Annotated in this window: 19 protein-coding genes; 7 read left to right on the plus strand and 12 right to left on the minus strand. The window is 70.2% G+C overall.

Annotation, left to right across the window (positions count from 1 at the left end):
• Positions 1-927 carry an esterase/lipase family protein gene (locus E8D38_RS05550; protein ID WP_140626751.1) on the minus strand — a complete coding sequence of 309 codons (927 nt, stop codon included), beginning with the start codon at positions 925-927 and terminating at the stop codon, positions 1-3.
• A gap of 82 nt (positions 928-1,009) precedes the next feature.
• Positions 1,010-1,954 carry an esterase/lipase family protein gene (locus E8D38_RS05555; protein WP_140626752.1) on the minus strand — a complete coding sequence of 315 codons (945 nt, stop codon included), beginning with the start codon at positions 1,952-1,954 and terminating at the stop codon, positions 1,010-1,012.
• 417 nt (positions 1,955-2,371) lie between these two features.
• On the opposite strand from E8D38_RS05555, the gene E8D38_RS05560 reads away from it, so the two are divergent.
• Positions 2,372-3,820: a M20/M25/M40 family metallo-hydrolase gene (locus tag E8D38_RS05560; protein ID WP_181178940.1), complete on the plus strand. Its 1,449-nt coding sequence runs from the start codon at positions 2,372-2,374 to the stop codon at positions 3,818-3,820.
• A gap of 26 nt (positions 3,821-3,846) precedes the next feature.
• Here E8D38_RS05560 and E8D38_RS05565 read toward each other — a convergent pair whose 3' ends face one another.
• From E8D38_RS05565 to E8D38_RS05580, 4 genes are all read right to left on the minus strand, one after another.
• Complete coding sequence (locus E8D38_RS05565; RefSeq protein ID WP_140626754.1) at positions 3,847-4,212, minus strand: hypothetical protein; 366 nt, start codon at positions 4,210-4,212, stop codon at positions 3,847-3,849.
• Between the two features lie 186 nt (positions 4,213-4,398).
• Positions 4,399-4,926 carry a hypothetical protein gene (locus E8D38_RS05570; RefSeq protein WP_140626755.1) on the minus strand — a complete coding sequence of 176 codons (528 nt, stop codon included), beginning with the start codon at positions 4,924-4,926 and terminating at the stop codon, positions 4,399-4,401.
• A gap of 164 nt (positions 4,927-5,090) precedes the next feature.
• Positions 5,091-6,455, minus strand: a complete 1,365-nt coding sequence (radA, locus tag E8D38_RS05575) for a DNA repair protein RadA (protein ID WP_140626756.1) — start codon at positions 6,453-6,455, stop codon at positions 5,091-5,093.
• A gap of 23 nt (positions 6,456-6,478) precedes the next feature.
• Positions 6,479-7,255 carry a hypothetical protein gene (locus E8D38_RS05580; protein ID WP_246099363.1) on the minus strand — a complete coding sequence of 259 codons (777 nt, stop codon included), beginning with the start codon at positions 7,253-7,255 and terminating at the stop codon, positions 6,479-6,481.
• A 79-nt stretch (positions 7,256-7,334) separates the two neighbouring features.
• Between E8D38_RS05580 and E8D38_RS05585 the strand changes: the two genes are divergently transcribed.
• Positions 7,335-7,970 carry a LysE family transporter gene (locus tag E8D38_RS05585; protein WP_140626757.1) on the plus strand — a complete coding sequence of 212 codons (636 nt, stop codon included), beginning with the start codon at positions 7,335-7,337 and terminating at the stop codon, positions 7,968-7,970.
• 22 nt (positions 7,971-7,992) lie between these two features.
• On the opposite strand, the gene arfB is transcribed toward E8D38_RS05585, so the two are convergent.
• Positions 7,993-8,397: an alternative ribosome rescue aminoacyl-tRNA hydrolase ArfB gene (gene arfB, locus E8D38_RS05590; RefSeq protein WP_140626758.1), complete on the minus strand. Its 405-nt coding sequence runs from the start codon at positions 8,395-8,397 to the stop codon at positions 7,993-7,995.
• Between the two features lie 36 nt (positions 8,398-8,433).
• On the minus strand, positions 8,434-8,754 hold the full coding sequence (locus E8D38_RS05595) for a DUF2917 domain-containing protein (protein WP_140626759.1): 321 nt from the start codon (positions 8,752-8,754) through the stop codon (positions 8,434-8,436).
• 175 nt (positions 8,755-8,929) lie between these two features.
• On the opposite strand from E8D38_RS05595, the gene E8D38_RS05600 reads away from it, so the two are divergent.
• Positions 8,930-10,414 carry an aminotransferase-like domain-containing protein gene (locus E8D38_RS05600; RefSeq protein WP_181178941.1) on the plus strand — a complete coding sequence of 495 codons (1,485 nt, stop codon included), beginning with the start codon at positions 8,930-8,932 and terminating at the stop codon, positions 10,412-10,414.
• Between the two features lie 7 nt (positions 10,415-10,421).
• Here the strand turns inward: E8D38_RS05600 and alr are convergent, their stop codons facing one another.
• Positions 10,422-11,519, minus strand: a complete 1,098-nt coding sequence (gene alr, locus E8D38_RS05605; protein ID WP_140626761.1) for an alanine racemase — start codon at positions 11,517-11,519, stop codon at positions 10,422-10,424.
• Between the two features lie 190 nt (positions 11,520-11,709).
• Between alr and lplT the strand changes: the two genes are divergently transcribed.
• Together lplT and E8D38_RS05615 are read left to right on the plus strand one after the other, a co-directional pair.
• Positions 11,710-12,987, plus strand: coding sequence for a lysophospholipid transporter LplT (lplT, locus tag E8D38_RS05610; RefSeq protein WP_140626762.1), 1,278 nt, complete (start codon positions 11,710-11,712; stop codon positions 12,985-12,987).
• An 80-nt stretch (positions 12,988-13,067) separates the two neighbouring features.
• Positions 13,068-13,910, plus strand: coding sequence for an arylamine N-acetyltransferase family protein (locus E8D38_RS05615; RefSeq protein ID WP_140626763.1), 843 nt, complete (start codon positions 13,068-13,070; stop codon positions 13,908-13,910).
• A 16-nt stretch (positions 13,911-13,926) separates the two neighbouring features.
• On the opposite strand, the gene E8D38_RS05620 is transcribed toward E8D38_RS05615, so the two are convergent.
• The gene (locus tag E8D38_RS05620) at positions 13,927-14,808 is read right to left on the minus strand and encodes an SGNH/GDSL hydrolase family protein (protein ID WP_140626764.1); all 882 of its coding nucleotides are present in this window, start codon (positions 14,806-14,808) and stop codon (positions 13,927-13,929) included.
• Positions 14,809-14,921: 113 nt separating this feature from the next.
• Here E8D38_RS05620 and E8D38_RS05625 point away from each other — a divergent pair, with 113 nt between their 5' ends.
• Together E8D38_RS05625 and E8D38_RS05630 are read left to right on the plus strand one after the other, a co-directional pair.
• Entirely contained in the window at positions 14,922-15,872 is a 951-nt protein-coding gene (locus tag E8D38_RS05625; RefSeq protein WP_140626765.1) for a DMT family transporter, read from the plus strand.
• A gap of 31 nt (positions 15,873-15,903) precedes the next feature.
• A complete protein-coding gene (locus tag E8D38_RS05630) occupies positions 15,904-16,845 on the plus strand; it encodes a septal ring lytic transglycosylase RlpA family protein (RefSeq protein WP_246099364.1) in 942 nt (313 codons plus the stop codon).
• Positions 16,846-16,871: 26 nt separating this feature from the next.
• Here the strand turns inward: E8D38_RS05630 and E8D38_RS05635 are convergent, their stop codons facing one another.
• Positions 16,872-17,618, minus strand: a complete 747-nt coding sequence (locus tag E8D38_RS05635) for an SDR family oxidoreductase (RefSeq protein ID WP_140626767.1) — start codon at positions 17,616-17,618, stop codon at positions 16,872-16,874.
• Positions 17,615-18,136, minus strand: coding sequence for an O-acetyl-ADP-ribose deacetylase (locus E8D38_RS05640; RefSeq protein WP_140626768.1), 522 nt, complete (start codon positions 18,134-18,136; stop codon positions 17,615-17,617). The genes E8D38_RS05635 and E8D38_RS05640 overlap by 4 nt, the downstream gene beginning before the upstream one ends.
• Between the last annotated feature and the right edge of the window lie 48 nt (positions 18,137-18,184).

Below are 18,184 nucleotides of genomic sequence, written 5' to 3' on the forward strand. Positions count from 1 at the left end.
TCAAAGCCCCAGCAGCTTGAGCCGGTTGGCCTGCGACCGCACCACGGCCACCGGGTCGGGCGTGAACAGCCCGCGCAGGCCGAACGTCTGGTTCACCGCGTCGAAATGGTTCCACGGGTAGTTGTCGCGCAGCACCGTGCCCCAGCGCGACGAGCAGCGGCCCACCACGCCATCGTTGGCCTCGAAGCCGTAGAACACCGAGCCGGCGGCGAGCACCGGGTCGATGAGGTCCGCCACGTTGGTGAGCACCGAGATGCCGCCCACCGAGTAGTAGCGCACGCCGTTGCCGGCCACCGCCGGCCCCTGGCCGCAGGCGCTGGTGGGCGCGCCGGCCGGGAAGCGGGCGTTGAACGCGAGGGCGCCGCGGGTGTTGAGCGAGGCCAGCGCGCCGAGCGAGTCCTGCGGGTTGCCGCCGCTGGACATCCAGTCGATGAAGGTCGAGAACGCATCGACGATGGCCGCCACCGCCGCGGTCGTGCCGGTGGCGGAGGTGCCGGCCTCGATGCCGTCGGCCGTCCTGCTGCCCATGTGCGGCGTGTGGAGGGTGGTGATGGAGGCCACCAGCTCGGGCGCCACGCCGGCCACGTAGCGGGAGGTGTGGCCGCCGTGGCTGTGGGCGATGAGGTGGAACTTCGTGTGCCCGTAAGCGGCCTGGAGCTGGCGCAGCTGCGCGAGCAGTTGCTCGCCGCGCAGCTCGCTGGTGTTGGTGGCCGACTGCTGCGGCACGTACACCGTGGCGCCGCCGGCGCGCAGCGCGGCCGGCATGCCGTAGAAGTAGTCGACCGGCCCGATGGCGTCGAAGCCGAACAGCCCGTGCACCAGCACGATGGGGTGGCGGGTCTGGGCATAGGTGTCGGCGGCATGTGCGGCCGGCACGGCGAGCAGCGCGGCACAGCAGAGCAGCAGTGCGCAGGCGAAACGTTTCATGGTGATCTTCCCTGAGAGGTGAATGGTGAATGCGGCGGCCCGGGGTGCCGGTCAGGGCACCCCGAGAGCCGGATGAAAAGGGTCAGAGTCCGAGCGACTTCAGGCGACTGGCCTGCGAGCGGTAGAACGCCACCGGGTCCGGCGTGAACAGGCCGCGCAGGCCGAAGCTCTGGTTCACCTCGTCGAGGTGGTTCCAGGGGTAGTTGTCGCGCAGCACCGTGCCCCAGTGCGACGAGCAGCGCGACACCAGTCCGTCGTTGGCCTCGAAGCCGAAGAAGATCGACGACGCGCCGAGCAGCGGGTCGGCCAGGTCGAGCACGTTGGTGAGCACCGAAGTGCCGCTCACCGAGTAGTAGCGCACGCCGTTGGCGACCGCCGGGCCCTGGCCGCAGTTGCTGGTGGGTGCGCCGGCCGGGTGGCTGGCATTGAAGGCTGCTGCACCCTGGGTGTTGAGCGACTTCAATGCGGCCAGCGAGTCCTGCGGGCTGCCGCCGCCCGACAGCCAGTCGATGAAGGTCGCCAGCGCATTCGCCAACGCGGCCACCGCGGCGGTGGTGCCGGTGGCGCTGGTGCCGGCTTCGATCGCATCGGCCACCTTGCTGCCCTGGTGAGGTGTGCCGACCGTGGTGACCGATGCCACCAGCTCGGGCGCCACCGAGGCCACGTACCGCACCGTCTGGCCGCCGTGGCTGTGGCCCACGAGGTTGAACTTCGTGTGCCCGTAGGCCGCCTTCAGCTGGCGCAGTTGCGCGAGCAGCTGCTCGCCGCGCACCTCGCTCGCGTTGGCCGCCGACTGCTGCGGCAGGTAGACGGTGGCACCGCTGCTGCGCAGCGATGACGGGATGCCGTACCAGTAGTTGACCGGCCCGATCGCATCGAAGCCGAGCAGGCCGTGCACGAGCACGATCGGGTGGCGGGTCTGGGCATAGGTGTCGGCTGCGCGGGCCGCCGGCGCGGCCAGCCCCAGGCAGGCAACCGCCGCCGAGGCGAGCAGCGTGGCGGCAAGGTGTTTCTTCAGTGGCTTCATCGAGTCTTCTCCTCGTTCATGGACCAGCGAACGACGGGCGAAGCTGCGCCTGCGCATGCGCGCAACACGAACTTCACCCGATGGGACAGCAGGACGGCTCTTGCGACCGTGTACCGATGAGGGAGCAGCTCCCGCGCACCTGCGGCGGGCCCAGGGTCTCTGGCACCGCAAGGCGAAAGCAGCACGCGCAGCCGGCACGCCTTCGAGGGACGGCGGCCGACCCGGGACACGTTGCGTGTCCATGCGGCCGGCTGACGCGAGGTCGCTATTTAGTACGAGCGTTCGTTTTTTGGGGATAGGGGTGAGCCCGTAGTGGCGGGTTTGCAGATGTGAGGGGTTGTGAAAGTGCCTCGGGCGCAGCGTGCAGGCACGCGGGCAGCGACTCAGAATCGGCGCTCCTTCGACATGGGCCCTCACATGACCGAGCACAACACCTCAGGGAACGCTTCATCGACCTCCACCTTCATCACCCGCCGGCGGTTCACCGCCTGGTGCGCAGCGCTGGCGGGCGCCGGCTGTGCACAACAGCCGATCGCACGCGCGGGCTTCTCGGCGGCCGACCTGGCGCACGCCGAGCTGCTGCGCAGCCGCGGCCTGGCTGATACGCAGGCTTATGCCCTGGTCGAGTCCCTCGTCAGCGAGGTGGGGGCGCGGCCGGCCGGTTCGGCGGCCGACACCCGTGCGGTGAATTGGGCGATGGCCAACCTCAAGCGCCTGGGCCTGGCCCAGGTGCGCGCCGAGCCGGTGAACATGCAGGTGTGGCAACGCGGCGCGGCCCAGGCGCGGCTGGTCGCGCCCTACCCGCACCCGCTGGTGGCGGCGGCGCTGGGCAACAGCATCGGCACGCCGCCCGGCGGGCTGGAGGCTGAAGTCGCCTACTACGAAAGCCTCGATGCGCTGAAGGCCGACACCAGCGACCGCGCACGCGGGCGCATCGTCTTCATCGACCAGAAGACCGAGCGCACCCGCGACGGCCGCGGCTACGGCCTGGCGGTCGCCGCGCGTGCCACCGGCGCGGTGGAAGCCGCCCGGCGCGGCGCGGTGGCGGTGGCCATACGGTCCATCGGCACCGACCGCGACCGCTTCGCCCACACCGGCGCGATGCGCTACGACCTGCAGGTGCCCAAGGTGCCGGCGTTCGCGGTGTCGGTGCCCGACGCCGACCTCATCGCGCGGCTGCAGGCGCGCGGGCAGCCGCTCAAGCTGCAGTTCGCGCTCGACGCGCGGGTGGTGAGCGCCACCTCGGCCAACGTGGTGGCCGAAGTGCCCGGCACCGACCTCGCCGACGAGATCGTGCTGCTGGGCGCACACCTGGACTCATGGGACCTGGGCCATGGCGCACTGGACGACGGGGCGGGCGTCGGCATCGTCTGCGCGGCGGCCCGGCTGCTGCAGGACGCCGGGCAGCGCCCGCGCCGCACCGTGCGGCTGGTGCTGTTCGCCAACGAGGAGAACGGCTTCGACGGGGCCAACGCCTATGCCGAGCGGTATGAGGGCGCGAAACACCAGCTGGTGGGCGAAAGCGACTTCGGCGCCGGGCGGCCATGGCGGCTGCGCACGCGGGTGCGCGACGAGGCACTGCCGTTGGTGGCGGAGATCGCGCGGATGCTCGCGCCGCTTTCCATCGACCACGCCGGCAACGAGGCTTCGCCGAGCCCCGATGCCAACGTGCTGATGCGGCGCCGCGGCTGGCCGGCGGTCGAGCTCACGCAGGACGGCACCGGCTACTTCGACGTCCACCACACCGAGAACGACACGCTCGACAAGGTTGACGCGAAAGCACTGCCGCAAAACGTGGCGGCCTGGGCCGTCACGGCCTGGCTGGCGGCACAGAGCCCGGTGGCCTTCGGGCCCTTGCCGCGCTAGCGAGCTAGCTAGCGGCTGCAGTGCTGCTAGCGAGTCGTGCCGGTGGTGTTGTTCTCGTTGGTCGGGATCGTGCCCTGAGGCGCACCGTCGGTCGATTCGCGCGAGGCGGCGTTACCTCGAGTGCCCTTGCGCTTGTTGTCCTTCGTCGCCTTGTTCTTGCTGCGAGTGTCGTCGACCCCTTCGGTGGCTGAGGGCGTGGTCGTCGTACCGCTGCCTTGCACCGTCGGGTCTGTCTTGGGCTTGACCTGTGCCGTGCCGTCGGCATCCGGCCCGGTGTCGCCGCCGCCGCGTGCGCCGCGCCCGGTATCGCCGGCGGCCTGCGCGATCGCAGCACCGGTCAGGAGGCTCAGGGCCACGATGGAGACGTGCTTGGCAAGGGATGATTTGTTCATGAGTGAGAGCTCCTTTCAGCAGGGTTCATACGTCCCGGGCCCGGGTGGCTCCGGAGACGTCTCTCACTCGGGCAAACGCCATTCCGGCGCCCGGCGCTTTCCACAGGCAGGCGCACCGTTTGCGAAGGCCGACATACGTGCCGAAGGAATTGCCGGCCTGAGCGGCAGGCCGGCCGTCTCACTGCATCAGCCCTGGGCTCGCAACCACTTGGCGATGTCGCTGCCCAGGGTATTGACCGTGCGTTCCAGCACGTCGCAGGAGCCCTTGAAGCCTGCGGCGAATCCACCCATCGAGTCCCGGCTGCGGGTGGTCTGCGAGACAAGCTGGCCATCACGGAACAACTCGGCCTTGACCGCGACGCTCTTGCGATGGCCGATGAAGGCGTTGCCGCTGCTGATGGCCGAGACGATCTTCAGTTGCAGGACCGTGCCGCCCTGCGTGGCTTCCACGCTCTCGACGCGCTCGACCTTCAGGCCGAATTCCTGCGCATAGCGCTCGGTCGACGCAGACAGTTGGCTGCCGAGCGACGAGCATTCCTTGCGGATGTTGTCGGCGACGGCGGTCTCGTCGAGGTAAGCAGCGCTGCGCTGAAAGCGGATCACGGCCGGTTCGCCGGCCGCGGGGGCCGAGGCGGCCGCCTCCTGGGCACCGGCTGCGCCGGCAAGCGACGCCAGCAGCAGTGCGGCGCAGGCATGCAGGGGGTTCTTTCTCATGGTGTTCATCATCGCCTTCCTTCGATGGGTTGCGGCTATGCCAGTTGATCGCAGGGCCGAGATGTTCGTGCCATTCGCAGCTGTCTGAGATGCATGTTGCGAGGAGGCCCCATAGAGCGCGCCCTCGCGTGACTTCCTTCACGCCGACCGGGACGATCCGGTCGTCAGTCCAGTGAACGTGCGAGGCTGATCGCTTCCTCGACACGTTCCACCGCATGCACCGTCAGGCCCTCGGGCGCCTTCTTGGGCGCATTGGCCTTGGGCACCACCGCCACGCTGAAGCCCAGCTTGGCAGCTTCCTTCAGGCGTTCCTGGCCGCGCGGCGCAGGGCGCACCTCGCCGGCCAGGCCCACTTCGCCGAACGCCAGGAAGCCGCGCGGCAGCGCCTTGCCGCGCAGGCTGCTCTGGATCGCCAGCATCACCGCGAGGTCGGCCGCCGGCTCGCTGATGCGCACGCCGCCCACGGCATTGACGAACACGTCCTGGTCGAAGCTGTCGATGCCGGCGTGACGGTGCAGCACCGCCAGCAGCATCGCGAGGCGGTCGCGCTCCAGGCCGACCGAAAGCCGACGCGGGCTCGGGCCGCCCGAATCGACCAGGGCCTGGATCTCCACCAGCATCGGCCGCGTGCCCTCGAGCGTGACCAGCACGCAGGAGCCCGGCACCGGCTCGCTGTGGGTGGACAGGAAGATCGCGCTCGGGTTGGCCACGCCCTTGAGGCCGCGTTCGGTCATGGCGAACACGCCGATCTCGTTGACCGCGCCGAAGCGGTTCTTGAAGGCGCGCACCAGCCGGAACGCCGAATGGGTGTCGCCCTCGAAATACAGCACGGTGTCGACGATGTGCTCCAGCACCCGCGGGCCGGCCAGCGAGCCTTCCTTCGTGACGTGCCCCACCAGCACCATGCTCGTGCCGCCGGCCTTGGCCGTGCGGGTGAGCTGGGCCGCGCATTCGCGCACCTGGGCCACCGAGCCGGGTGCGGAGGTGAGCTGCTCGGAATACAGCGTCTGGATGGAGTCGATCACGCAGAAGGCCGGCTTCTCCGACTCGATGGTGGCGAGGATCTTCTCCAGGTTGATCTCGGCCAGCACGCGCACCTGCGCACCGGCCAGGCCCAGCCGGCGCGAGCGCAGCGCGATCTGCGCGCCGCTTTCCTCGCCGGTGACGTAGAGCACCTTCATCTGCAGGCTCATCGCGTCGACCGCCTGCAGCAGCAGCGTGGACTTGCCGATGCCCGGGTCGCCGCCGATCAGCACCACGCCGCCGGCCACGATGCCGCCGCCCAGCACGCGGTCGAGTTCTTCCAGGCCGGTGGGTGTGCGGGCCACGTCGCCGGCCTCGATCTCCGACAGCGTGGCCACCGGCTGAGACTTCGCCAGCGACTGGAAGCGGTTCTTCGACGCAGAGGCGCTCTCGGCCACGGTCTCCTCGAGGGTGTTCCAGGCGCCGCAGCTCGGGCACTTGCCCAGCCACTTGGGGCTGGTGCCGCCGCACTCTGAGCAGGTGTAGATGGTTTTGTCCTTGGCCATGCGGGCGACTGTACCGGGCGGTTTCAGCCGCCCGCGATCAGCCGCACCGCATGCGGGAACGAGCGGGCCTGCGGCAGCCAGTGGTCGATCGCGGCGCCGAGCGCCACCGCCAGCACCAGCGCCGCCGCGGCGCCTCGCCAGGTGTGACGCAGCGCTGCGAACAGCCAGCCCTCGGCTAAGCCGCGGTAGGCAAACGACCCGGCCACCGCGGCCAACGCCACCTCGACCGCCACCCCCAGCAGCACCTCGACGCCGAACACCATGAAGACGCCGGCACCGAGCAAGCCCGCCAGCAGCAGCACCGCGCCCACCAGCACCGCCAGCGGCACCAGCACCAGCGCGCCTTCGTCGGCGCCGTCGAGCAGCGAACCCGCCGCCTCGGGCAGCGCGTCGGGTGCGTCGAACGAGGCGTCGGCTCCGCCACCGCCGAAGTCGCCGCCGCCGCCCGAGCCGAACGACGGGCCGCCGGCCGGCGCCCCTGCGCCGTCGGGCACCGGCACGTCCAGCCCGTCCCACGGCGCGTCGCGGCGAACCAGCATCTCGGCCCACAACCGCAGCAGCAGCAGGTACCAGCCGTAGGCCAGCGGCAGCGAGATGCCATAGCGCACCGCCAGCGAGTCCACGCCCAGCAGCATCAGGCTGTGGGAGAACAGCCAGAGCGCCAGGAGACTCAGCGCGGCGATCGTGAAGACGTGCACGCGCAGCCAGTAGCGCTGCCTGAGGTCGCGACGCGTGGCTTCCATGTGGGAGCGCAGGCGTTTCAACTGCAGGCTGGGCGTGAGGAGACGGTGGTTCGGCATGGCGGGCAATGTAGCGGCCTGGCGTCGGAAAAGGCGGGCGTGCTACAACGCGCGCTCCCCCCGCCTGCCCCACCCCACCATGGACTTCTCCGTCTGGCTCGCCTTCTTTGCTGCCTCCTGGGCCATCAGCCTGTCACCCGGCGCCGGCGCCGTGGCCGCGATGAGCGCCGGGCTCAACCACGGCTTCGCCCGCGGCTATTTCATGACCTTCGGGCTGGTGCTGGGCATCCTCACGCAGGTGGTGGTGGTCGGCCTGGGCCTGGGCGCCCTGATCGCCACTTCGAGCATCGCCTTTGCCATCGTCAAGTGGCTGGGCGTGGCCTACCTCGTGTACCTCGGCATCAAGCAATGGCGCGCGCCGGCGCAGCCGATGGTGGCCGACGACACTGAAGGTGCCCCGCAGCTGGTGTCGCGCCGCGCGCTGGTGCTGCGCGGCTGGATCGTCAACGCGCTCAATCCCAAGGGCACCGTGTTCCTGCTGGCCGTGGTGCCTCAGTTCCTGGATCTGTCGGCCCCGCTGGCCGCGCAGTACGCCACCATCGGCGCCACGCTGGCGTTCACCGACCTGGTGGTGATGGCCGGCTACACCGTGCTGGCCGCGCGGGTGCTGCGGCTGCTGCGTTCGCCGAGCCAGATGAAGCTGCTGAACCGCACCTTCGGCGGCCTGTTCGTGGCGGCCGGCGCGCTGCTGGCGACCTTCAAGCGCGCGGCCTGAGCGGGCCGCGGCTGCCCGCCTCTCAGAAATCCCCCGGCCGGGCCTGCCGCCCGGCCTTGATCGCGCCGCGACGCGTCTTTTCCTCGACCCTTCGCCGCTGCGAGGCCCGTGTCGGCTTCGTCGCCACCCGCTTGCGCGGCACGTGGGCCGCGCTGTCGACCAGCGCCTGCAGCCGCGCCATCGCGTCGGCGCGGTTCTGAGGCTGGCTGCGCTGCGTCTGCGCCTTGATGACCACCACCCCGTCGCTGCTGATGCGCTGGTCGGGCAGCGCCAGCAGGCGCGCCTTCACCGGCTCGGGCAGCGACGAGCCGCGGATGTCGAAGCGCAGCTGCACCGCGCTCGACACCTTGTTGACGTTCTGGCCGCCCGCGCCTTGCGAGCGGACGGCGGTCCATTCCACTTCGTGTTCGGCGATCTTGAGGTGCATGAGGGCGAAGGCGAAACACAGCACGTGTTCGTCACCTCACCCTGCAAACGCCGTTCCGAGCCGGCGGCGGCGCCCGGCGAGGCGGGCCAGCCATTGTGAGGCCGCGCGCCACAGCAGCTGCGCCCGGGTGGGCGCCGGGATCAGCTGCACCTGGGCCCAGCCTTCGGCGCTCATCAGCGCGCGGGCGCCCGGCGCCACTCGCAAGGCCTGGCCGCCGTGCAGGAAGTGGTCGCGCGAGTCGTCGGCCTGGGTGATCCAGATGCAGCCATGCACCACGCTCACCCAGGCATCGTCGAGCGGCACGAGCTCGCCGTCGCGCAGCTGCAGGACCACGGGGTTTCTGAAGATCAAGGCCATGACCGACTCCTGGTGATTGGGCCACCCAGTGTCGGCAGCCGCGCCCTTGCGCGACAGACCCAGCACAGCCCAAACACAACCGGAACAGATGGCGCGGCCGTGCGTCTGTACTGCCAACTCAGGCACACATCTGTGCTGGTACAGGCGGGGCGAAGCTCGTCACAATGGCTTCATCATGGACGCGCCGGCGCAAACTCCGCTGTACCAGGCCATCGCGGCACAGATCGAGCGCGCCGTCGCCACCGGCGCGCTGCGGGCCGGCGACCGGCTGCCTTCGGTGCGCCAGCTCAGCCAGCAGCACAAGGTGAGCATGAGCACCGCGCTGCAAGCCTTCCGCTGGCTCGAGAACCGCGGCCTCGTGCAGGCGCGCCCCAAGTCCGGCTACTTCGTCGCCGGCGGCCCGGCTCCGGTGCTGCCCGAGCCCCAGCTCGACCTGCGCATCGAAGGCGCCTCGTTCGTGAACATGGACCAGGTGCTGCACGAGTTCCTCTACATCGTGGACGACCCGCTCGCGCTGCCGCGCTTTCATGCGGCGCCGGCGCGTTCGCTGCTGCCCGAGGCCAAGCTGCAGCACCTCATGGCCACGGTGAACCGCCGCCATCCCGAATACGCGTCGGGCTACCACATGACCGGCAGCGCCGCGCTGCGGCAGGAGATCGCACGCCGCGCCGTGAGTTCGGGCGTGCAGCTGCGCCCCGACGAGATCGTCATCACCAACGGCGGCCTCGAGGCGGTGTACCTCGCGCTGCGCTCGGTCGCGCAGAGCGGCGACACCATCCTGATGGAGTCGCCCACCTACTTCCACCTGCTGCAGGTCAATGAAAGCCTGGGGCTCAAGGTGCTCGAGATCCCGAGCCACCCGCGCACCGGCCTGTCGATCGAGGCGCTCGACTTCGCGACGCAGAAGCCCGGTGCGGTGAAGGCCTGCATCCTGCTGCCCAACTTCCCCAACCCGATGGGCAGCCTGATGCCGGTGGAGAACAAGCGCCGGCTGGTGGCGATGATGGCCGAGCGCGGCATCACCGTGATCGAAAGCGACATCTACGGCGAGATGCATTTCGGCGACCAGCGCCCGCCGGTGCTCAAGAGCTTCGACCAGACGGGCGACGTGATCCTGTGCTCGGCCTTCACCAAGACGGTGGCGCCGGGCTACCGCATCGGCTGGGTCGCTGCAGGGCGGCATTTCATGAAGACGCAGGCCCTGAAGATGCGCACCTCGGTGGCCTGCCCGATGCTGCAGCAGGAAGTGCTGGCGCAGTTCATTCGCGATGGCGGCTACGACCACCACATGCGCAAGCTGCGCGCGGCACTCAGGTCGCAGGCGCATCACATGGCCGACGCGGTGGCGCGCTACTTCCCGATGGGCTGCCGGCTCTCGATGCCCCAAGGCGGCCTGCTGATGTGGATCGAGCTGCCCAGGCACGTGGACTCGCGCGAGGTGTTTGCGCTGGCCCGGCTCGAACACATCGGCGTGGCACCCGGCGCGGCGTTTTCGACGACGCGGCGCTTCGACCACTTCATCCGGCTGCAGTACGGCGACCCCTGGTCGGCCAAGATGGACGCAGCCATCAAGCGGCTGGGGCAGATCGTCAAGAAGCTGGCCGAGCGGCCAGGCAGTCCGCGCCGCGAAGAGCGGCCGGAAGAAGCCGCGCCGGTCTGACGTTCGCTCAGGCCGTCACCGTGACCGGCACCCGCCGCGCCAGCGCGCACATCAGCTCGTAGCCCACCGTGCCCGCGGCCTGTGCGACCTCGTCGATCGGCAGCATGCTGCCGGCCGGGCCATTGCCCCACAGCGTGACTTCGCTGCCGAGGTCGGCGTCGGGCACCGGCGTGAGGTCGACGGTGAGCATGTCCATCGACACGCGGCCCACCATGCGGGTGCGCACGCCGTTCACCAGCACCGGCGTGCCGGTGCCGCAATGGCGCGGGTAGCCGTCGGCATAGCCGCATGCCACGATGCCGATGCGCATCGGCTGCTCGGCCGAGAACGTGCTGCCGTAGCCGACGCTGTCGCCGGCCGCCAGCACCTGCGTGCCGATGAGCTTCGAGCGCAGCGTCATGGTGGGCAGGAGGCCCCAGTGCGCGATGTCGTGCGCCGGGAAGTCGGGCGCCGAGCCGTAGGTCATGATGCCCGGGCGCACCCAGTCGCTGCGCACCTCGGGCAGGTGCGCGAAACGCAGGGTCGCGGCGCTGTTGCACAGCGAGCGCTCGCCGGGGAGGTCTTGCGCCGCCTGGGCGAACAGCGCCGCCTGGTGCGCGATGCCGCGCTCGCCGTCGGCGTCCGAGAAATGCGTCATCAGCGAGATCTCGTCGACCTGCGGCAGCGCATTCAGGCGCGCCCACGCCGCGCGGAAGGCCGACACGGTGAAGCCCAGCCGGTTCATGCCGCTGTTGAGCTTGAGGAACACGCGGTGCGGCTGGTGGGTCTTGTGCATCGCGAGCCAGTCGATCTGCGCTTCGTCGTGCACCACGTGCCACAGGTTCAGCCGCGAGCACAGCTCCAGGTCGCGCGCTTCGAAGGCGCCCTCGAGCAACAGGATGGGGCCGCGCCAGCCGAGCGCTCGCACCCGTTCGGCCTCATCCAGGTCGAGCAGGGCAAAACCGTCGGCGCCGCGCAGCGCCTCGTAGGCACGTTCGATGCCGTGTCCGTAGGCATTGGCCTTGACCACCGCCCACACCCGCGCATCGGGCGCGGCGCTGCGCGCGCGGGCGATGTTGTGGGTCAGCGCATCGGCGTGGATGAGGGCTTCGATGGGGCGCGGCACGCGGCGGCTTTCGGACTTGTAAGGAGGATCGAACCATTCTGCCAGCCGATGCCCAGAGAGTTTGTCGCGTGAAGGCCGGTCAAGACCGCATGCTATAAAGCCCGCCGCAAGTGCCCGGGCAACCGGGCCCCAGGGGAGACATACCTGTGCCGGCCAAGTCTTGTTCGCCGGCGCGCTGAACAGTGAGCGGATGAAAAAAGGCTTCTACACCATCATGTCAGCGCAGTTCTTCAGCTCGCTGGCGGACAACGCCCTGTTTGTGGCGGCGGTGGAGTTGCTGAGGACCGGCGGCGCGGCCGAGTGGCAGCGTGCCGCGCTGGTGCCGATGTTTGCGCTCTTCTACGTGGTGCTGGCGCCGTTCGTGGGCGCCTTCGCCGACGCGGTGCCGAAGGGCAAGGTGATGTTCGTCTCGAACACCATCAAGGTGGCCGGCTGCCTGCTGATGCTGTTCGGCACCCACCCGCTGGCCGCCTATGCGATCGTCGGCCTGGGCGCTGCGGCCTACTCGCCGGCCAAGTACGGCATCCTGACCGAGCTGCTGCCGCCTTCGCAGCTGGTCAAGGCCAATGGCTGGATCGAGGGCCTGACCATCGGCTCCATCATCCTGGGCGTGCTGCTGGGCGGCCAGCTGGTCGGCCCGCGCATCGCCCCGCTGCTGCTGGGCATCGAGATGCCGCTGCTGGACACCGGCATCGACACCGGCCCCGAGGCGGCGATCGCCTCGCTCATCATCCTGTACGTGCTGGCGGCGCTGTTCAATCTGTACATCCCCCGCACCGATGCGCCGCTGCAGCCGATGCCGCGCAGCGTTGTCGCGATGGTGCGCGACTTCTCCACCTGCAACGCGCGGCTGTGGAGCGACAAGCTGGGCCAGATCTCGCTGGCCACGACCACGCTGTTCTGGGGCGTCTCGGGCAACCTGCGCTACATCGTGCTGGCCTGGGCCGCGGCGGCGCTCGGGTACACCACCACCCAGGCCTCGTCGCTCGTGGGCGTCGTCGCCATCGGTACGGCCGTGGGCGCGGTGATCGCCTCGGTTCGCATGCGGCTCGACCAGGCCACCAGCGTGATCCCGCTGGGCGTGGCGATGGGCGTGCTGGTGATCGCGATGAACTTCATCGGCAACGTCTGGGTCGCCGCGCCCTTCCTCATCGTGCTGGGCGCGCTGGGCGGCTTCCTCGTGGTGCCGATGAATGCGCTGCTGCAGCACCGGGGCCACAACCTGATGGGCGCCGGGCGCTCCATTGCGGTGCAGAACTTCAACGAGCAGGCCTGCATCCTCGGGCTCGGGGCGTTCTACACCGGCATGACCCGCATGGGCCTGTCGGCCTTCGGTGCGATCACGCTGTTCGGCCTGGTGGTCGCCGGCACCATGTGGCTCATCGGCCGCTGGCACCTGCGCAATACCGTGCAGCACCGCGACGAGGTCGAGCACCTCCTGACCCTGGCCCGCAGCGACAAGCACTGAGCCTGGCGCGTCGCTTGCCGTCATCCTTGGCAGATCCCTCACCGTTGATGCGGCTACATGCCGCGCACTAAGGTCAGCCCATGACGACGCACATCGATCTCGACGCCTACTTCGCCCGCATCGGCTACACCGGCAGCCGCCTGCCGAGCCTTGCGAACCTGCAGGCCATCATCGAACGGCACACGCAGACGATCCCGTTCGAGAACCTCGACCCGCTGCTGGGCCAGCCGGTGCGGCTGGACCTGGACTCGCTGCAGCGCAAGCTGGTGCAGGGGGGCCGCGGCGGCTACTGCTTCGAACACAACACCCTGCTGCGCGACGTGCTGCATGCCATGGGTTACCACGTCGGGGGCCTGGCCGCACGCGTGCGCTGGAACGTGGCCGAGGAAGTGACCACGCCGCGCACCCACATGCTGCTGCACGTGGACCTGGCCGACGGCATCTACATCGCCGATGTCGGTTTCGGCGGGCTCACGCTCACCTCGGCCCTGCGGCTGGAAGCCTTTTCGCCGCAGAGCACGCCGCATGAGAGCTTCCGCCTCACCCAGGCCAAGGGCGACGGCTACGTGCTGCAGGCACGCCTGGGCGGCGAATGGAAGGCGCTGTACGTCTTCGACCTGCAGCGCCAGCTGCCGGTGGATTTCGAACTGGCGAACTGGTACCTGTCGAACCACCCGCAGTCGCACTTCGTCACCGGGCTGATGGCGGCCCGGGCGCTGCCGCGCCAGCGGCTTGCTCTGCGCAACAACCTGTTCACTCGCCACCACCTCAACGGCGAAAGCGAGCCGCGCACCCTGGCCACGCCGGCCGAGTTGCGCGAAGTGCTGACAGGCGAGTTCGGCATCCGCCTGCCGGACACCCCGGCGCAGGACGCCGCCTTCACCCGGCTGATCGAGCAGCAGCCGCAGCACAAGCCGGGCTGACGCCGCCCGCGAGCGCTCAGGCCCCCACCGCCGCCTCGATGGCGGCAGCCCACGGCACGGCGAGCTTCTCGTAGCCGCGCCAGGTGAGGTGGATCTCGTTGATCCAGTCGCCGCTCTCGCCGGCGTTGTCGGCCAGCGCCGCATCGAGTGCCAGGCAGGAGGTATCGAATACGTGCACGTTCGGATAGCGCTGGGTGTCGTTGCCGATCTCGATCAGCAAGGCGGCGAGACGACCGAGCAGCAGGCGTGCCACCTCCAGCCGATCGGCCGCCGGGATGCCGTAATCCACCAGCGACGGCAGCAGCCAGGGCCCGAGCCCGAGGCCGGCTCCGGCTTCGCGAGGCACCGGGCAGGCATAGGTGTGGATGAAGATCGGCTTGCCCTTCGAGGGCCCCGCATCACGCAGCTTCACCAGGTCGTCGAAGTTGGCCTTGAGGTAGGTGCAGAAGGTGCCCCAGCCGGGGTCGCTCAGGTAGCGCGCGGCACCGTCGGCCAACGGCCCCCATTCGGATTGCGGACGCAGCAGGCGCCGTGCAGGGTCAGGCTCGGTGGGCGACACGCCGACGGCGCTGATCAGGTCGTTGCCGCCGGCCGACAGCAGCAGGCCGTCCCATTCCCAGGCCTGCGGACCGCACAGCAGCGAGATGAACTGCGGGTCGCGCGTCATCTGCACCATGCGGCGCAGCGTGTCGCCGGGCACCGCGCAGTTGACGGCGCACCAACGCTTGCTGAACGCCATCTCGAACAGCAGGTTGGAGTTCTTGGCCGGATTGAGCGTGCCGATCGAGAACCAGGAGTCGCCTTCTGCGAGGAAGCGGCGGCCGAACTGGTTCATGTCGGCCGGTTCGCTGGGGTGAAGAAGGTCCCAGGGGGACAACACGATCAGGGGCTGCTGCATCTGGAATCTCCTCGTCTGGCCGCTCGTGACGGCGGCTTCCAAGGTATCTGCCGACCTGCCCGGCGGCCATCCTACGGATGTGGGACGGACCGGCCGGAGACAATCGCGCCCGCATGACACAAGACCTCGTCGCCGCGGGCCGCGGCAGCTCGCACTCCCATACCCACGGCGCTGCCGGCCTGGCCGTGCTGGCGCTGCTGTGCAACGCTTTCATCTGGGGAGTGTCCTGGTGGCCCTTCCGCCAGCTGCAGGCCCTGGGGCTGCACCCGTTGTGGGCTACCGCGCTGGTCTATGCGGTCGCGATGCTGTTCATCGCATGCTGGCGCCCCGCGTCGATACGCCAGCTGCTGAACACGCCGGTGCTGTGGGTGCTGGTGCTGGCCTCGGGCACCACCAATGCAGCCTTCAACTGGGCGGTCAGCATCGGCGAGGTGGTGCGGGTGGTGCTGCTGTTCTACCTGATGCCGCTGTGGACTGTGCTGCTCGCGCGCGTGCTGCTGCACGAGCACCTCACGCGGCTGGCGGCGCTGCGCGTGGCGCTCGCCCTGGCCGGCGCGGTGCTGGTGCTGCAGCCCGCCGGCGCGGGGTGGACGCTGCCGCTGCCCTCGAGCCTGCCCGACTGGCTGGGCGTCCTGGGCGGCGCGAGCTTCGCGCTGAACAACGTCATGCTGCGGCGCGAGGCGCACCGGCCGGAGGAGGCGCGGGCACTGGCCATGTTCACCGGCGGCCTGCTGGTGGCCGGATCGCTCGGCCTGCTGCTCGGACCGGCCGGCGGCGTGCCGCGGCCGCCGCTGCCGGCGCCCGGCTGGGTGCTGTTCGCGCTGGCGCTGGCCGGCGCCTTCCTGCTGTCGAACCTGGCGCTCCAGTACGGCGCCGCCCGGTTGCGGGCCAACGTCACGTCGGTGGTGATGCTCAGCGAGGTGGTGTTTGCCAGCGGCTCGGCGGTGCTGTGGGGAAACGAGCACCTGAGCCCGGCGCTGGTGCTGGGCGGCCTGCTGATCATGGGAGCGGCGCTGCTGTCGGTGGCCGAAAGCACGGTACCGCGCGAAACGTCCGGCGGCTGAACCGGGGCGGGGCTGGTGTATGGTGCGCGCCATGCTCCGACCCGTTGCCTCCCACGCGGCTGTGGTGCTGCTGGCCTTGGCCACCGTGCTGGCCGGCTGTTCTTCGACCCCCAAGCCGCCCTCCGGCCGCGACGGCCCGACGGCCGAAACACCCGCCGACCTCCACAAGACCCCCGACGCCGAACCGAGGGTCGAACCCATCCGCCCCGGCGGCCCCAACAAGCCCTACGCGGTGAACGGGCGCAGCTACACGCCCGAGACCCGCGACGTCGCCGTGCGCGAAACCGGCCTGGCGTCCTGGTATGGCCGCAAGTTCCATGGCCGGCGCACCGCCAGCGGCGAGGTCTACAACATGTACGCCATGACGGCGGCGCACCCCACCCTCCCGATCCCGAGCTATGCGCGGGTGCGCAACCCCAGGAACAGCCGCGAGGTGGTGGTGCGCATCAACGACCGCGGGCCGTTCCATCCCGGGCGCATCATCGACCTGAGCTACACCGCCGCACTCAAGCTCGACCTGCTGCGCGGCGTGGGCAAGGTGGAGGTGGAACGCATCACCTACGAAGACATCCGCACCGGCGCCTGGAGGCGCGGCGGCGATGGTGATGGCAATGACGACAAGGCCGTCGCCGTGGCTGCGGCGACCGTCGATGCGCCGCCGCCCCCCGAACCCGCAGCAGCCTCGCCACCGCCCATCCGGAGCGCCGCCGAGCCCAGCCGTGCCTTCACCAGCGCGGCACGCGGCTGGTGGGTGCAGCTCGGCGCCTTTCGAGAGCGCGGCGGGGCCGAAAGCTTCCAGCAGCGCGTGGCCGCCGAGCTCGACTGGCTGGCGCCGCTGCTGGCGATCTTCAACGAGGCGCCGGTGCACCGCCTGCAGGCCGGCCCCTACGCCAGCCGCGACGAAGCCACCGGTGCGGCCGAACGCATCCGCGAGGCGCTCAAGCTGGTGCCGGTGATCGTCGAGCGGCGCTGACGGCGCCGGCGCGCCTGCCTGCAACGCTACCTGCCACCACCGACATCGAGCAGCGCGCCGCTGGTGTAGCTCGCTGCGTCCGACAGCAGCCAGGCAATGGCCTGCGCGATCTCGTCGGCCCGGCCCGGGCGCTGCATCGGGATCAGCCCGGCCAGTTGCCAGGCGCGTTCGGGCTGGCCGCCCGAGGCATGGATCTCGGTGTCGGTGATGCCGGGGCGCACGGCGTTCACCCGCACGCCCTCGGCCCCCACCTCCTTGGCCAGGCCGACGGTGAACGTGTCGATGGCCGCCTTCGCCGCCGCATAGTCGACGTACTGGCCCGGCGCCCCCAGGCGCGCGGCGACGGACGACAGGTTGACGATCGCCCCGCCGCCACCGCCATGGCGGGTGCTCATGCGGCGCACCGCCTCGCGGGCACAGCTGAAGCTGCCGTACACGTTGATCTCGAACATGCGCCGCACCCGCTCGGGCGTCATCTCGTCCACACGCTGGGCCACGTCCACCACGCCGGCGTTGTTGACGAGGCCGCGCAGGCTGCCGAGTTCGCGATCCACCCGCTCGAACATCGCGCGCACTTCGTCGTCGCGCGACACGTCGGCCTGCACGGCGATGGCGCGCCGCCCGAAGCGGCGCACCGACTCGACTACCGCTTCGGCGGCGTCGGCGCGGCTCGCGTAGTTGACCGCGACGTCCCAGCCCTGCTCGGCGCACAGCACCGCACAGGCGGCGCCGATGCCCCGGCTCGCCCCGGTGATGAGGACGGTGCTTGTCACGGGCGGCTCGCCTCCCCGAGCAACTGTTCATAGAAGCGATGATCGCCGGCGCTGAAGCAGCAGAAGACCACCTCGCGCCAGCCGGCCTGCGCCTCGACGGCTTCGCGCACGGTCGCCAGCGCCAGGCGCGCCGCGTCTTCGAACGGGTAGCCGTAGATGCCGGTGCTGATGCACGGGAAGGCGATGGTTTCGCAGCCGTGACTCCGCGCCAGCTCCAGGCTCGCGCGGTAGCAGCTCGCCAGCAGCGCCGGCTCGCCATGCTGGCCGCCGCGCCACACCGGCCCCACCGTGTGGACCACGTGCCGGGCCGGCAGCCGGTAGCCCCGGGTGATGCGGGCCTCGCCGGCCGGGCACCCGCCCAGCAGCCGGCATTCGGCCACCAGTTCCGGGCCGGCCGCACGGTGGATCGCCCCGTCGACACCACCGCCGCCCAGCAGCGACGAGTTGGCGGCATTGACGATGGCATCGAGCGACAGTGTCGTGATGTCGTCTTGCAGGGCGCGTAATGTCGTGGCCATGCGGACCATCATAGGTCGCAGCACAATCGCTCGCCTCAACTCGCTGGG

Origin of the sequence: Methylibium rhizosphaerae (assembly GCF_006386545.1) — a bacterium.
Lineage (GTDB): Bacteria > Pseudomonadota > Gammaproteobacteria > Burkholderiales > Burkholderiaceae_C > Pseudorivibacter > Pseudorivibacter rhizosphaerae.

Excerpts from the sequence above, each read along its gene's own strand:
- E8D38_RS05550 (WP_140626751.1), bottom strand. The coding sequence starts at position 927 with ATGAAACGTTTCGCCTGCGCACTGCTGCTCTGCTGTGCCGCGCTGCTC.
- E8D38_RS05555 (WP_140626752.1), bottom strand. The coding sequence starts at position 1,954 with ATGAAGCCACTGAAGAAACACCTTGCCGCCACGCTGCTCGCCTCGGCG.
- E8D38_RS05560 (WP_181178940.1), top strand. The coding sequence starts at position 2,372 with ATGACCGAGCACAACACCTCAGGGAACGCTTCATCGACCTCCACCTTC.
- E8D38_RS05565 (WP_140626754.1), bottom strand. The coding sequence starts at position 4,212 with ATGAACAAATCATCCCTTGCCAAGCACGTCTCCATCGTGGCCCTGAGC.
- E8D38_RS05570 (WP_140626755.1), bottom strand. The coding sequence starts at position 4,926 with ATGAGAAAGAACCCCCTGCATGCCTGCGCCGCACTGCTGCTGGCGTCG.
- radA (WP_140626756.1), bottom strand. The coding sequence starts at position 6,455 with ATGGCCAAGGACAAAACCATCTACACCTGCTCAGAGTGCGGCGGCACC.
- E8D38_RS05580 (WP_246099363.1), bottom strand. The coding sequence starts at position 7,255 with ATGCCGAACCACCGTCTCCTCACGCCCAGCCTGCAGTTGAAACGCCTG.
- E8D38_RS05585 (WP_140626757.1), top strand. The coding sequence starts at position 7,335 with ATGGACTTCTCCGTCTGGCTCGCCTTCTTTGCTGCCTCCTGGGCCATC.
- arfB (WP_140626758.1), bottom strand. The coding sequence starts at position 8,397 with ATGCACCTCAAGATCGCCGAACACGAAGTGGAATGGACCGCCGTCCGC.
- E8D38_RS05595 (WP_140626759.1), bottom strand. The coding sequence starts at position 8,754 with ATGGCCTTGATCTTCAGAAACCCCGTGGTCCTGCAGCTGCGCGACGGC.
- E8D38_RS05600 (WP_181178941.1), top strand. The coding sequence starts at position 8,930 with ATGGACGCGCCGGCGCAAACTCCGCTGTACCAGGCCATCGCGGCACAG.
- lplT (WP_140626762.1), top strand. The coding sequence starts at position 11,710 with ATGAAAAAAGGCTTCTACACCATCATGTCAGCGCAGTTCTTCAGCTCG.
- E8D38_RS05615 (WP_140626763.1), top strand. The coding sequence starts at position 13,068 with ATGACGACGCACATCGATCTCGACGCCTACTTCGCCCGCATCGGCTAC.
- E8D38_RS05620 (WP_140626764.1), bottom strand. The coding sequence starts at position 14,808 with ATGCAGCAGCCCCTGATCGTGTTGTCCCCCTGGGACCTTCTTCACCCC.
- E8D38_RS05625 (WP_140626765.1), top strand. The coding sequence starts at position 14,922 with ATGACACAAGACCTCGTCGCCGCGGGCCGCGGCAGCTCGCACTCCCAT.
- E8D38_RS05630 (WP_246099364.1), top strand. The coding sequence starts at position 15,904 with ATGCTCCGACCCGTTGCCTCCCACGCGGCTGTGGTGCTGCTGGCCTTG.
- E8D38_RS05640 (WP_140626768.1), bottom strand. The coding sequence starts at position 18,136 with ATGGCCACGACATTACGCGCCCTGCAAGACGACATCACGACACTGTCG.